General features: G+C 35.9%; 16 protein-coding genes. 12 read left to right on the top strand and 4 right to left on the bottom strand.

Annotation, left to right across the window (positions count from 1 at the left end; genetic code table 11):
* Positions 1–28: 28 nt before the first annotated feature.
* Together MKY09_RS08145 and MKY09_RS08150 are read right to left on the bottom strand one after the other, a co-directional pair.
* Positions 29–364 carry a hypothetical protein gene (locus MKY09_RS08145; RefSeq protein WP_342568035.1) on the bottom strand — a complete coding sequence of 112 codons (336 nt, stop codon included), beginning with the start codon at positions 362–364 and terminating at the stop codon, positions 29–31.
* A 48-nt stretch (positions 365–412) separates the two neighbouring features.
* Positions 413–913, bottom strand: coding sequence for a DUF1189 family protein (locus MKY09_RS08150; RefSeq protein ID WP_342568036.1), 501 nt, complete (start codon positions 911–913; stop codon positions 413–415).
* A 174-nt stretch (positions 914–1087) separates the two neighbouring features.
* Between MKY09_RS08150 and MKY09_RS08155 the strand changes: the two genes are divergently transcribed.
* The 9 genes from MKY09_RS08155 (at position 1088) to phoU (ending at position 10998) form a co-directional block, all read left to right on the top strand.
* Positions 1088–2719 carry a Na/Pi cotransporter family protein gene (locus tag MKY09_RS08155; RefSeq protein WP_342568037.1) on the top strand — a complete coding sequence of 544 codons (1632 nt, stop codon included), beginning with the start codon at positions 1088–1090 and terminating at the stop codon, positions 2717–2719.
* Positions 2719–3198: a DUF456 family protein gene (locus tag MKY09_RS08160; protein ID WP_342568223.1), complete on the top strand. Its 480-nt coding sequence runs from the start codon at positions 2719–2721 to the stop codon at positions 3196–3198. The genes MKY09_RS08155 and MKY09_RS08160 overlap by 1 nt, the downstream gene beginning before the upstream one ends.
* A gap of 116 nt (positions 3199–3314) precedes the next feature.
* The gene (locus MKY09_RS08165) at positions 3315–3923 is read left to right on the top strand and encodes a superoxide dismutase (protein ID WP_169358095.1); all 609 of its coding nucleotides are present in this window, start codon (positions 3315–3317) and stop codon (positions 3921–3923) included.
* A gap of 116 nt (positions 3924–4039) precedes the next feature.
* Positions 4040–6280, top strand: coding sequence for a penicillin-binding protein 2 (locus MKY09_RS08170; protein WP_342568038.1), 2241 nt, complete (start codon positions 4040–4042; stop codon positions 6278–6280).
* Between the two features lie 355 nt (positions 6281–6635).
* Positions 6636–7610, top strand: coding sequence for a PstS family phosphate ABC transporter substrate-binding protein (locus tag MKY09_RS08175; protein ID WP_342568039.1), 975 nt, complete (start codon positions 6636–6638; stop codon positions 7608–7610).
* Positions 7611–7634: 24 nt separating this feature from the next.
* Entirely contained in the window at positions 7635–8627 is a 993-nt protein-coding gene (gene pstC, locus MKY09_RS08180) for a phosphate ABC transporter permease subunit PstC (RefSeq protein WP_342568040.1), read from the top strand.
* The gene (gene pstA, locus MKY09_RS08185; RefSeq protein WP_342568041.1) at positions 8628–9506 is read left to right on the top strand and encodes a phosphate ABC transporter permease PstA; all 879 of its coding nucleotides are present in this window, start codon (positions 8628–8630) and stop codon (positions 9504–9506) included.
* Positions 9507–9519: 13 nt separating this feature from the next.
* Positions 9520–10320, top strand: a complete 801-nt coding sequence (gene pstB, locus MKY09_RS08190; protein ID WP_342568042.1) for a phosphate ABC transporter ATP-binding protein PstB — start codon at positions 9520–9522, stop codon at positions 10318–10320.
* An 18-nt stretch (positions 10321–10338) separates the two neighbouring features.
* Positions 10339–10998, top strand: a complete 660-nt coding sequence (gene phoU, locus MKY09_RS08195) for a phosphate signaling complex protein PhoU (RefSeq protein ID WP_251555551.1) — start codon at positions 10339–10341, stop codon at positions 10996–10998.
* Positions 10999–11107: 109 nt separating this feature from the next.
* Here phoU and MKY09_RS08200 read toward each other — a convergent pair whose 3' ends face one another.
* Both MKY09_RS08200 and MKY09_RS08205 read right to left on the bottom strand, forming a co-directional pair.
* Positions 11108–11575, bottom strand: coding sequence for a hypothetical protein (locus MKY09_RS08200; RefSeq protein ID WP_342568043.1), 468 nt, complete (start codon positions 11573–11575; stop codon positions 11108–11110).
* Positions 11572–11928: a hypothetical protein gene (locus tag MKY09_RS08205; protein ID WP_342568044.1), complete on the bottom strand. Its 357-nt coding sequence runs from the start codon at positions 11926–11928 to the stop codon at positions 11572–11574. Before MKY09_RS08205 ends, MKY09_RS08200 begins: the two co-directional genes overlap by 4 nt.
* A 177-nt stretch (positions 11929–12105) precedes the next feature.
* Between MKY09_RS08205 and rpmG the strand changes: the two genes are divergently transcribed.
* The 3 genes from rpmG to MKY09_RS08220 all read left to right on the top strand — a co-directional run bounded on the left by rpmG (position 12106) and on the right by MKY09_RS08220 (position 13112).
* Entirely contained in the window at positions 12106–12255 is a 150-nt protein-coding gene (gene rpmG / locus MKY09_RS08210; RefSeq protein WP_053588882.1) for a 50S ribosomal protein L33, read from the top strand.
* A gap of 69 nt (positions 12256–12324) precedes the next feature.
* A complete protein-coding gene (locus MKY09_RS08215) occupies positions 12325–12915 on the top strand; it encodes a 5-formyltetrahydrofolate cyclo-ligase (RefSeq protein ID WP_342568045.1) in 591 nt (196 codons plus the stop codon).
* Complete coding sequence (locus tag MKY09_RS08220) at positions 12912–13112, top strand: YqgQ family protein (RefSeq protein ID WP_298472791.1); 201 nt, start codon at positions 12912–12914, stop codon at positions 13110–13112. The genes MKY09_RS08215 and MKY09_RS08220 overlap by 4 nt, the downstream gene beginning before the upstream one ends.
* Positions 13113–13177: the final 65 nt, after the last annotated feature.

Genomic DNA, 13177 nt, shown 5'->3' on the forward strand with positions numbered 1-13177 from the left:
TTCAAACGAATTGACAAGGAAGAAACCTCTAATTTTCTTTTTTACAGTTTGATTGTGATGTATAAACAGGTAAAAGTACTTTTTCTCCGACATGAAATGATTGCTTTTTTAAGTGTGGATTAAGCTCGTAAAAATCATTTAATCGTTTAGTAAAAGAAATTTCTTCACTAGTTGGGTAAATGGCAAACAACGAATAGATTGTTTCTCCGGGCATAATCTCAGCAACTATATATTCTGGAGATTCCATACATTCTTCTATTGAGACTTCACTTGAATAAGCTAATGGGATTGTTCCTTCAAACAAATCTACCTTAATAATATAAAACGATATAAAAAGTATAATGGTTGCTATAAATAGTTTCATAAAAAAATCCCCCCTAACCAACTCTATGTCGGAGGAGGGGACATTATGCTATTTCTTTATAGGATAATATTTTAAAGAAATATATAAATAGACAAAGGTAACAGCATAGATTCCTAGCTGAATCCAATCGTTAGACCATTGCAGGATTGCAACGACAATAGAAATGACCATAGGCACCGTGCTAGCAAACAGCGTAGTTCTCCAAAGGTGTCGATATTCTCCACGTCGTTTTAAAAGGAGAAGTATTAGGGTACCTAAATAGGCAAAGATACTAATACGGACAAATATAAACATAGTATTTAAAACAAATAAAAATAGAAATGCAAAGGGATAGATTAACCATTGAATATCGGAAAAGTATTCGATTAGTCCTTCTACATTTTGTTGTTGTTCTGAAATACCGTTTATAAATCCGAAAAAGGAGATTGCAGTCATGAAAAATACGTAGATAAAGACGTATTGCATTACCTTTCCGATTGGAATAAGTCGAAATGCAGCAATTTTTTTAGGGCTATGTAGGCTTGCTTTAAATAGCTGAAATAAATTCATAAATTTCACCCTTTCTATTCTATATTATCATCATCAGAATGAAGTAACCAAAGTAAATTTAATTTTACTTTGTTAAGATATTGTAAAGAATAGTGAGTAAGTGTTTACATCACCTTAATAATTTAACCATAATAGAAGTTGAATTAATTTGTCGAAATGGGGCTGAAGGTTATCGTGGAATTGAACTGGCAGCAAATGTTGTTTGAATTTTTTGGAGGACTGGGTATATTCTTGTTCGCTATTAAGTATATGGGTGATGGGTTGCAGAAAGCGGCGGGGGATCGACTAAGGGATATTTTAGATCGTTATACTACTAATCCTTTTATGGGAGTTTTAGTCGGAATCATTGTAACTGTATTAATTCAATCTAGTTCTGGGACAACTGTAATTACAGTAGGTCTAGTAAGTGCAGGGTTTATGAAACTGCGTCAGGCTATTGGTGTAATAATGGGAGCAAATATAGGAACTACAATAACTGCTTTTATTATCGGTTTTGATGTGGGAGGCTATGCACTTCCAATTATGGCAGTAGGAGCTTTTTTAATTTTCTTTTTTAAGAAACATATTGTACAAAATGTAGGGGAAGTTATATTTGGATTTGGTGGATTATTCCTCGGACTTGAACTAATGAGTGGCGGTATGAAGCCTTTAAGAGAGTTAGAAGCATTTACTGATTTCACTCTCGCAATGAGTGATCATTCATTCCTTGGTTTATTGGCAGGAACAATTTTTACGTTAATAGTACAAAGCTCCAGTGCAACTGTTGCTATATTACAAGGACTATATGCAGAAGATCTTTTATCTTTAAAAGGGTCATTACCAGTATTATTTGGAGATAACATAGGAACTACTATTACAGCAATACTAGCGTCTTTAGGTGCATCTGTTGCTGCAAAGAGAGCGGCGGCAACCCATGTATTATTTAACGTAGTTGGCTCAGTGATTTTCTTAATCTTATTGGTCCCATTCACTCTTTATATAGAATGGATTTCTGGAGTGCTAGATTTAGAAAGCAAAATGCAAATAGCTTTTGCTCACGGTTCCTTTAACGTAGCAAATACAATTATACAGTTTCCACTGATTGGGGCTTGGGCGTATCTTGTCACTAAGTTAATACCTGGAGACGATGTTTCCATAGAATATAAGCCTAAACATTTAGATGTTAACTTTATCGAACAATCACCATCGATTGCTATCGGACAGGCTAAAGAGGAAATTTTACGTATGGGAGCTCTAAGTATACAAGGATTAGAGAAAACATATGCTTACCTAAAAACAAAGAGCAAGCGTGATTCAGATTTGGCTTATCAAGTAGAAGACGCATTAAATAATTTAGATCAAAAAATTACAGATTACTTAGTAAAAATTTCTTCGCAGCCGCTGTCTGATCAAGATTCTAGCCGACATAATATGCTAATGGATACTGTTCGGGATATTGAAAGAATTGGAGATCATTTTGAGAACATTTTGGAACTGATAGAATACCAAGAAGTTCACCGAATAGTTTTAACTCCAGATGCAATAGAGGATGTTTCTGAGATGTTTGAGTTAACGATAAAAACAGTAGAAAAAGCAATAGAAGCTCTGAATACTAATGATGTAAAATTAGCACAAGAAGTAGCAGAACAAGAGAATGTTATAGATAAAATGGAAAGACAATTTAGAAAAAATCACATTCTACGAGTAAACGAAGGTAAATGTTCAGGTCAAGCAGGTATAATGTTCGTCGACATTTTAAGTAACTTAGAGCGAATCGGAGACCATGCTTGTAATGTGGCAGAAGCCGTATTGGGGAGACGCACATGATAGAGGTTATTGGCTGGATTTTAATAATAGCAAGTTTTGTAATAGCTTATATCGGTACTTTTTATCCTATTATTCCTTCAGTAGTATTCATGCTACTTGGTTATATTTTGTATGGATTGTTCTTTTCTTTTACTGAATTGACTTGGCTGTTCTGGACAATACAAATATTATTTGTCATTCTTTTGTTTGGAGCGGATATGGCTGCCAATGCGCTTGGTGTTAAAAAATTTGGTGGAACGAAGGCCGGAGTTTGGGGCAGTACAATCGGCTTGTTGATTGGACCTTTTGTTATTCCTGTCGCTGGTATCATAATTGGACCATTCCTTGGTGCTGTAATAGCTGAGCTAATCGTGACAAGAGAAGGATTAAAACATGCGATTAAATCTGGTATAGGATCTTTAATCGGGTTCTTAACTTCTTCCATTGCTAAAGTGGTAATATTAACTGTAATGCTAGTGGTATTTGTTCTCTTTGTATAACTCAGTCAAAAGTAGGAGAACAATAATAGGTTATTTTAATTGAACGTTTGATCATATTTTGATACGCTAATAAATGGGTAGAAAATTACTATATTATTCTTTAGGAGGAAACTATAATGGCATACGAATTACCACAATTACCTTACGCTTACGATGCACTTGAACCACATATCGACAAGGAAACGATGAACATTCATCACACGAAACACCACAATACTTATGTAACAAACTTAAACAATGCGGTAGCTGGTAAAGCTGATTTAGAAAACAAATCAGTAGAAGAACTAATTGCTAATATTGACGCTCTTCCAGAAGACATTAAAACAGCAGTTCGTAACAATGGTGGTGGGCACGCTAACCACTCATTATTCTGGCAACTATTATCACCAAATGGTGGTGGTACTCCAACTGGAGATTTAGCTCAAGCAATTGATGCAAAATTCGGTAGCTTTGATGCTTTCAAAGAAGAGTTTGCTAAAGCAGCAACAACTCGTTTTGGTTCTGGCTGGGCTTGGTTATCTGTATCAAACGGAGAGTTAGAAATTTCTTCGACTGCAAACCAAGATTCACCTATCATGGAAGGTAAAACTCCATTATTAGGATTAGATGTTTGGGAGCATGCTTACTACTTAAATTACCAAAACCGTCGTCCTGATTACATTTCTTCTTTCTGGAATGTTGTAAACTGGGATGAAGTTTCAAAACGTTACGCTTCAGCAAAATAATTATTATTATAAAAAGTAAATAAAAAGAAACTTAGCACACACTTTTTCGTCTAAAAGTGTGTGCTTTTTATGTTACACTGTAAGTAAAGAAAATTATTTAACAAGTAGGTGATATCATGCGAAAAATTTCAAAAAAACGTGCACAAAGTATAAAAGCAAAACAAAGGAAAAACATTACTTTTCGTATGAACATTCTTTTCTTTTCCATATTTCTTTTGTTCACCCTTTTAATCCTAAGACTAGGATATCTTCAAATTGTAAAAGGGGAAGAGTATGTCAAAAAACTGGAGAGTACGGAAGAGACATCTGTAAACACTAGCGTTCCAAGAGGACGATTATATGATAGTGAAGGACGTATACTAGTCGATAATAAACCACAAAAGGTTATAACTTATACAAAAATGCAGACCACGAAATCCGAGGATATGTTAGAAACTGCAAAGAAATTGAGTAAGTTAATTGAAAAGGATACAGACAATATTACAAAAAGTGATCGTCAAGACTATTGGTTAAGAGAGAATGCAGAAGAAGCTAAAAACCTCGTGACAGATAAAGAACGAAATAAAATCGAATCTAACGAAGAGTTAACGACGAGCGAAAAGAACAGAGCAATCGACCGTTTACAAAGAAGTAAGCTAACTGAAGAACAGCTCAATTCCTTTACCCCCGAGGAAGAGGAAATTATTGCGATCTATCGAGAGATGGCTGCAGGCTATGCCTTATCACCACAAATTATTAAAGGTGATGAAATGAACAAGGAAGAAGGAGACATAAAAGAGGTTACAGCTGAGGAATTTGCTAGAGTTTCCGAGAGACTGGGAGATCCAGATATGGTCGGGGTAAACACGACAACTGACTGGAGACGTGTAAAAAACTCAACCTTAGCAGTATTAGGAAGCGTATCCTCTCCTAAAAAAGGACTTCCAAATGAGCGACTAAATTATTTCTTATCTAGAGACTACACTCGTAATGATCGAGTAGGAACTTCTTATATCGAACAACAATATGAAGAAATACTACAAGGACAAAAAACGGTAGTAAAAAATATAACAGACGGTAAAGGTCGAGTCATTGATGTAAGTACCATTTATGATGGGAAGCCAGGAAATGAGCTCGTATTGACAATCGATAGTCAAGTTCAGCTAGAAATGGAAGGAATTATTGAAAGACAGCTTCTTCAAATGAAAAATAATAATGCAGGAACAGATTATTTAAACAGTGCATTCTTAGTTATATTAGATCCATATACGGGAGATGTCTTATCTTTAGTAGGTAAAAGGCTAGTAAAAGAGAATGGCAAATGGGCTGTACAAGACTATGCCTATGGGTCATTTAAAACTGGCTATGAGCTTGGGTCTACTGTTAAGCCTGCTACTGTTTTAACAGCTTATAGAGAAAATGCAATTAGCGTAGGGGATTATATGGTAGATGAGCCTATTCGTATTAAGGGTTCAGCGCCAAAAAGCTCTGTATTTAATAGAGGCTCAAGAATACGCTTAAACGATTTAACAGCTTTAGAACGCTCATCCAACGTGTATATGTTCAAAATAGCATACGCTTTGGCCGGCAAGACATATCAGCCAAATCAACCGGTTAGCTTTGGAGCAGATGCATTTTTGAAGATGCGTAATGGGTATGCTCAGTTTGGCTTAGGTGTCCCAACAGGCATAGACTTACCAGGAGAATCTACTGGTGTTATCGGTAAAACAGAGTCAGGTAAATTACTAGATTTAAGTATTGGTCAGTATGATACATACACGCCATTACAGTTAGCACAATATACTGCCACTATTGCTAACGGTGGTAAACGCATTAAACCGCATGTCGTAAAAGAAATTCGTGAGCCATCAGAGGATGGAGTCACTCTAGGGAAGTTAGTAAAAGAAATTAAACCGACCGTTTTAAATGTGGTAGATAATTCGCAGGAAGAGATCAATCATGTTCGAAAAGGGATGCAACGAGTTTATTTTGGAAAGCAAGGTACAGGTGCTAGAGCTTTTGGTAACGCACCTTATACAGCAGCAGGTAAAACAGGAACGGCCCAGTCATATTATAAGGATGACACGATGAAAGAATCAGTTAGGACAGTTAATTTAACTCATGTAGGTTTTGCACCTTATGATAACCCAGAAATTGCTTATGCGATTGTTGTACCGCATGCATTCACTGAATCCTCTTATAAAACAAATTATACGAGTGTAATGGCTCGTGAGGTTGTAGATACTTACTTTAATATACAGAAAAAGAAAAGTACGTTAGAAAATAACGAATCTACGGCAACACCTCCTATCAAACCGGCATTCACAAATGACCAAATTGATGAAGGTGAAGAAACAAATACAACCGATGAACAATAAATAAGAGGCTAGAGTTCAATCTCTTGCCGCATTAAAAGTGAAATTGCGACTTTGCAATTTCACTTTTTTTATTTAAACATTTACAAAACATGATCTAGGAAGTCTCTAAGCTCAGCAGAAGGCTGTAGAATAGCAAAGTGGTATTTTGCGTCAGTGACTTTTTATAAGAAGGAAACCTTTCATCTGTGAATTGTTAGAAAGTAAATCTACAAACAATAGACTCTCCAAAATATAGATGTAAACATTATAATATTTGAATTTACAAACTATTTACATCTCCTTTATACCCACTCAATATACAAACTTTAAAGTAAGTCTTGTAAGACAGAAAATATACTTTAGGGGGAAATACCTGATGAAAAGCTGGAAATACTTTTTATTAACAACTATGGCAGGATTGACATTTGTTCTGGGAGCTTGCGGATCAGATTCTACAGAAGGAGCAGAGGCAGAATCCGATATTAGCTCATCAGAAGCGGGTGAACCCCAAGCAGAAGGTGTCTTGGAAGGGAAAGTTTCTGGAGATGGCTCAAGCACGGTGGCGCCTATCTTAGAAGCAGTGGTAGAGGAGTATGCAGCTGAACAATCCGAAGTACAGGTTACCGTGGGAGTGTCAGGAACAGGTGGAGGTTTTGAAAAGTTTATAGCTGGTGACACTGATTTTTCTAATGCATCACGCCCTATTAAAGAAGAAGAAAAGCAAAAGCTAGCAGAATCAAATATTGACTTCTCAGAATTTCAAATTGCGTACGACGGATTATCCCTAGTAGTAAATAAAGAAAATGACTGGGTAGATTCTTTAACTATAGAAGAATTACAAAAGATGTGGATAGAAGATGGGACAAAGAAAAAATGGTCAGATATTAACCCTGAGTGGCCAGAGGAAGAGATTGTATACTACTCCCCAGGCACGGATTCTGGCACATATGACTACTTTGATGAAGTGATATTAGATGAAGCGGATTTGGTTAAAAGTGCAACGTTATCTGAAGATGACAATGTTCTTGTGCAAGGAGTACAAGGTGACAAAAATGCGATTGGTTTCTTTGGGTATGCATACTATCTAGCTAACCAAGAGACATTAAAGGTAGTTAAAGTAAACGGTGTTGAACCTACAAACGAAACAATCGAATCTGGAGATTATTCGCCGTTGTCACGCCCCTTATTCGTTTACGCTAACAATCGTGCCATTAAAGAAAATCCAGCTTTCTATGATTTCATGAAATTTACCATTGAACATGCCGGTGATATGGCAGAGGCGGTTGGATATGTTAGTTTACCTGAAGAAAACTATAATAAAGGGCTTGCAGACTTAGAGGCACTTAAGTAATAGAGATTTATATGTGGAAGATTTATGAGTAGCTTGCTGCTGCTCATTTCTTTCGTTGGAAAAGGGGGATTTACTGTGGTAAAAAGACTAACCGAGAGCACTTCCATTCAAGAACTAATCGTAAAATCTCGCGCAGGTAACTCTAAAAAAATTGAAAAGATTATTCCATATATCCTCATGCTTATTGCATCTGTCTCTGTCCTTACGACTTTTGGAATAATAATAACGTTAGTAGTAGAAACAATTATTTTCTTTTCCCGTATTTCGATTACAGAATTCTTATTTGGAACGGAATGGTATCCATTTGCAAATACAGAGCAGCTGTTTGGGATTCTGCCATTAATAGTAGGAACATTGAAGGTGGCTTTTATAGCTGGGATTGTTGCAGTCCCATTTGGTATTGGTTCAGCAATTTATTTAAGTGAATATGCAAGTGATAAAACAAGAAGAATTATTAAGCCTATTTTAGAAGTATTAGCAGGTATTCCTACTATTGTGTACGGTTTTTTTGCATTAACTTTTGTCACTCCTTTATTGCAACAGATCATACCTGATTTAAAAATATTTAATGCCTTGAGTCCAGGAATTGTCGTTGGCATAATGATTTTACCAATGATTGTTTCATTGTCGGAGGATGCCATGTCATCCGTACCAAACTCCATTAGAGAAGGCGCAGTAGCAATTGGCTCAACGAAATTAGAAGTAGCTTTAAAGATCGTCTTACCTGCTGCAGTTTCGGGAGTTATTGCTTCTATTGTGCTTGCCATGTCTAGAGCAATCGGCGAAACTATGATCGTTTCTTTGGCAGGGGGTTCAACACCAAAGTTTGACTGGGATGTAACAGAATCTATTCAAACAATGACGGCCTACATTGTCCAAGTGTCTTCTGGTGATGCCGGTTATGGAACCACCATTTACTATTCGATCTATGCAGTAGGTTTTACATTATTCTTATTTACGTTGTTCATGAACTATCTTGCTCATGTTATATCGAAAAGATTTCGGGAGGAATATTAAATGAGATACGTAGAACATGAGACGGTAGTGAAAAGGATGACTAGTAGGCTGACGATAAATATGGTGTTTAAATTTATTTTTCTATTAACTACATTATTTGCTTTATTAGCTTTGGGTATTTTATTCTACCGAATTATTTCGCAAGGTGCGGGTTACATTACACCTGAATTTTTTCAAAACTATGGTTCCAGATTTCCAGAAAAAGCAGGTATTAAAGCGGCATTGGTGGGATCTATTTGGTTGATGGGAGTTGTCGCTCCAGTTTCCTTAATATTAGGAGTTGGAACAGCAATATATCTAGAGGAATATGCAAAGAAAAATAGATGGAATGATTTTATAAGGATGAATATATCTAATCTAGCGGGAGTTCCATCCGTTGTTTTTGGATTGTTAGGATTAACTATTTTTGTGCGTGCATTGGCATTAGGGAATAGTGTATTAGCAGCAGGCTTTACTATGAGCTTGTTAATCTTACCGGTAATTATTGTGGCATCTCAAGAAGCTATACGCTCTGTTCCATCGGAGGTTCGGGAAGCTTCCTATGGAATGGGAGCAACCAAATGGCAAACAATTATTAAAATAGTGCTTCCTTCAGCTATTCCCGGAGTGTTGACTGGCACAATTTTAGCATTGTCTCGAGCTGTCGGTGAAACAGCTCCGTTAGTTGTTATAGGTGTACCAGTTATTTTACATTTTTTACCCGATGGACCGTTAAGCCAATTTACAGCTCTTCCTATGCAAATTTACGATTGGGCAAAAAGACCACAAGTGGATTTTCAATATGTTGCAGCAGCGGGAATATTAGTTTTGATGATTTTCTTACTGTTTATGAATGCAATAGCAGTTTTCATCCGTAACAAATTCCAAAAACGATACTAGGGAGGACCCATCAATGGTATATGCTAAACAGAAAAGAACTGCCCAAGATTCCACCTCAACTAACATCGTATACGATACAAAGGATTTAAATTTGTGGTACGGTGCACACCATGCTTTAAAAAATATAAATTTGCAAATAAATGAAAACGAAGTCACCGCAATCATTGGTCCATCAGGCTGTGGTAAATCTACATATATTAAAACTTTAAACAGAATGGTAGAATTAGTCTCAACAGTAAAAATTTCTGGAGAAATAACTTATCGTAATAGAAGTATTTTTAAAGCAGACTATACCTTAGAGGAATTAAGAACAAAGGTAGGTATGGTGTTTCAGAAACCAAACCCTTTTCCAAAATCGATATATGACAATATAGCGTATGGTCCTAGGATACATGGGATTAGGAACAAGAAAATACTAGATGAAATTGTGGAGAATAGCTTACGCGGAGCAGCTATTTGGGATGAGGTAAAAGATCGTTTAAATGCAAATGCCTATAGCCTTTCTGGTGGGCAACAGCAAAGGATTTGTATAGCACGTTGTCTGGCAATTGAACCTGATGTAATTCTGATGGATGAACCGACTTCAGCGCTTGACCCAATCTCTACTTTAAAAGTAGAAGAGTTAATGGCCGAGCTAAAGAAGGATTATTCCATTATAATTGTTACACACAATATGCAGCAGGCAGCAAGGATTTCAGATAAAACTGCTTTTTTCTTAAATGGCGAAATAATTGAATTTGACCAAACAAATGTTATTTTTTCAACCCCGGAGGATATACGTACAGAGGATTATATTTCGGGCCGCTTTGGATAACGAAAGGGGAAAAACATTATGGTAGGAAGAGAGAAATTTAATGAAGAGCTTAAACAAGTACAGCAGCTATTGGTTGAAATGAGTAACACAGCTATACAAACAATTGACCATGCAATGGATTATTTATTGGCAAATGATATTGAAGGTGCATTAACCATTATTAATAATGATGTTCATATTAACCGAATGGAAGAGGAAATTAATGATCGGGTTATTTTACTTATTGCAAAGCAGCAACCAGTGGCTACAGACTTAAGAAGGCTAATGGTTTTAGTGAAAATTGCTGCAGATATGGAGCGTATAGGGGACTATGCCGTAAATATTGCAAAAGAAACTATTCGTATAGGTAAAGACGAACATATTGCACCCATTTACTTGTTAGATGAAATGCGTGTAAAAACAATTGCTATGTTAAAACAAACGTTAACAGCATTTATAAAAGAAGATATGGAAGAAGCTAAAGCAATCGCTAAGCTAGATGATGAGGTCGATGAAATGTACGGCTACACAATTAAAACTTTATTAGGAGTAGGGGTAAGTGATCCCACTCAATTGAGTCAGGTAACACAACTATCCTTTGTCTGTCGATATCTCGAAAGGTCTGCCGATCATGCAACTAACATGGCAGAGCGTCTTTTATACTTACTTAAAGGAAGACATTATGAGCTAAACAATTAAAGCATACGAATATAGCAGAAACTATATGTTATAAAGTGTAAAAAGCTCCCTCCATTTTACTGAATGATAAAATGGAGGGAGCTTTTCTAGATGTATTTATTCTTGCCCTTTAGTTAGTGATCAACTCTGTAATTTGTTTGATAGTCATGGAAGAGTTAACTTCATAATTCCCTATTTGGATTCGTCCTGCCAAATTTTGATCTACTATATAATCGTGTAAATCCATTTGGTTTTGAATGATTCCAGCTTCCTCTAATAAAGAACTAATATCAGAGGATGTCATGCCAGAAGTAATGGATAAAGTAAAGCCCTGAACAGGCGGAGAAGATGCTTGTTGTTTGTTTTCTTCTTTATGTGGTTCATTTGGTTGCTCTTTTTGTGCATTTTCCAAGTTTAGTTGGAGTTGAGCAAGCTGCTCTTTGACACTCGATAACTCTTTTTGAGATTGCTCATATGCTTGGTTCGTAACAACACCAGTCGAAGTTATATCTTCTTGGAAAAACCGTTGATCTATTTGAATCATGGTGCCGGCAAGGAATAAGCCAATGCCTAAGAAAAGAATAGATGTTTTTTTCATCCCTGAGAACCACCTATTACTGATTTAACTTCCTCTACAGAAAGGGAGGAGCGAGTGCTAATTTCCTTTAAGGAGTATCCTTGCTTATGTAATTCCAGTACTTGATTTTTTATTATTTCATGTACAATTGGTTTTACCACCGTTTGATTTTTTTTAGGGGCAGCATGGATAGGTTCGATCAATAATTCTTCTTCAATTACCTTCATTCGCCGTTTAAGTGCACTTGTTTCTTGGTAGACGGTAAAAGAAAGGTCCTCTACTTCTGCTTCCACTTTTTTAGAAGTGTCCTTAACAAAGAAAGAAATTGCGATTAAAAGTACCCCGAGAGCCATAATTATAAATGATAAGTCCACTTTTTTTCACCTCAAAATTTAAATATCTTCTATCTATACTACCATAATGGAAAAAACTTTAAACAAATTCTTCTATAATATTGTAGATTTTCTTCAATTGTGTGCTATAATTGGTTAGTCGTATAAATCATGCTCAAGTTTTATATTTAATCCTGGCAAAGAGTGGGAGGGACAACCATGCGCGTTAATATTACATTAGCTTGTACAGATTGCGGAGAGCGCAACTATATTTCTAAGAAAAACAAGCGTAACAATCCAGAACGTCTTGAACTTAAAAAATATTGCTCTCGTGAAAAGAAAATGACTCTTCATAGAGAAACTAAATAATAACCTAAACCAAAACCTTTAATGGTTTTGGTTTTTTTCTTTAGCTATTCTAATATTGGGGGTAAAAATATGTCCAAACAATTAATAAGAAAAAAAATGCAGGAGAATTTATCTAGATTAGATTATGATTCATACATATTATATTCCGAGCAAATAAAAATAAATTTTTTACAAGAAATTTCTACCTTAAATTTTCAAACGATTGGCCTTACGATATCTTCTTTTCCAGAGGTAGATACGGAGGGACTCATTAAGGAACTTTGGAGTATGGGGAAGACAGTAGTTGTACCAAAATGTTCTCCCAAAAGTCGAGCGATGACTTTTTATCACATAGAAAGCTACGATCAGCTTGAAACGGTCTATATGAATCTAAGGGAGCCAAATCCAAATATTACGAGGGCTATTAGTTCGGATGCAATTGAGTTGTTAATAGTCCCTGGTATTGTGTATAATAAGTCAGGTTATCGGATCGGGTACGGTGGTGGATATTATGATCGATTCTTATCTACTTACCTTGGCTTAACAATGTCCTTGGCTTTTGATATGCAGGTTAATGATGAAGTAGTACGAGAACAGTTCGATCTACCGGTTGACCGCATAATAACTGAGAGTGCAACCATACCATGTTATGAATATCGAAAAAAGGATGATTGTAATTGAAGTCTGTATATGATGTGATGCAGTTATTAAAACGTTTTGGAATTTATGTATACACGAAGGATCGAGTAGCAGATCTTGAAATAATGGAAGAGGAAATAAAAGAATTATATGCTTTGCAGATGATCCAGCCTCAAGATTTTCAACAGGCTGTATTATTACTTAGACAAGAAAAAAGTAGAATCATTAAAACTTTATGACTAGTAACTAATAAGCTGGCATAAGACTAAAAAGCTATATTACGAAAGAAATGAAACTTTTCGGG

The sequence above is a fragment of the Psychrobacillus sp. FSL K6-4046 genome, assembly GCF_038624605.1.
Classification (GTDB): Bacteria; Bacillota; Bacilli; order Bacillales_A; family Planococcaceae; genus Psychrobacillus.

Coding starts and splice junctions, on each gene's coding strand:
- MKY09_RS08145 (WP_342568035.1), bottom strand. CDS start 364: ATGAAACTATTTATAGCAACCATTATACTTTTTATATCGTTTTATATT.
- MKY09_RS08150 (WP_342568036.1), bottom strand. CDS start 913: ATGAATTTATTTCAGCTATTTAAAGCAAGCCTACATAGCCCTAAAAAA.
- MKY09_RS08165 (WP_169358095.1), top strand. CDS start 3,315: ATGGCATACGAATTACCACAATTACCTTACGCTTACGATGCACTTGAA.
- MKY09_RS08170 (WP_342568038.1), top strand. CDS start 4,040: ATGCGAAAAATTTCAAAAAAACGTGCACAAAGTATAAAAGCAAAACAA.
- MKY09_RS08175 (WP_342568039.1), top strand. CDS start 6,636: ATGAAAAGCTGGAAATACTTTTTATTAACAACTATGGCAGGATTGACA.
- pstC (WP_342568040.1), top strand. CDS start 7,635: ATGAGTAGCTTGCTGCTGCTCATTTCTTTCGTTGGAAAAGGGGGATTT.
- pstA (WP_342568041.1), top strand. CDS start 8,628: ATGAGATACGTAGAACATGAGACGGTAGTGAAAAGGATGACTAGTAGG.
- pstB (WP_342568042.1), top strand. CDS start 9,520: ATGGTATATGCTAAACAGAAAAGAACTGCCCAAGATTCCACCTCAACT.
- phoU (WP_251555551.1), top strand. CDS start 10,339: ATGGTAGGAAGAGAGAAATTTAATGAAGAGCTTAAACAAGTACAGCAG.
- MKY09_RS08200 (WP_342568043.1), bottom strand. CDS start 11,575: ATGAAAAAAACATCTATTCTTTTCTTAGGCATTGGCTTATTCCTTGCC.
- rpmG (WP_053588882.1), top strand. CDS start 12,106: ATGCGCGTTAATATTACATTAGCTTGTACAGATTGCGGAGAGCGCAAC.
- MKY09_RS08215 (WP_342568045.1), top strand. CDS start 12,325: ATGTCCAAACAATTAATAAGAAAAAAAATGCAGGAGAATTTATCTAGA.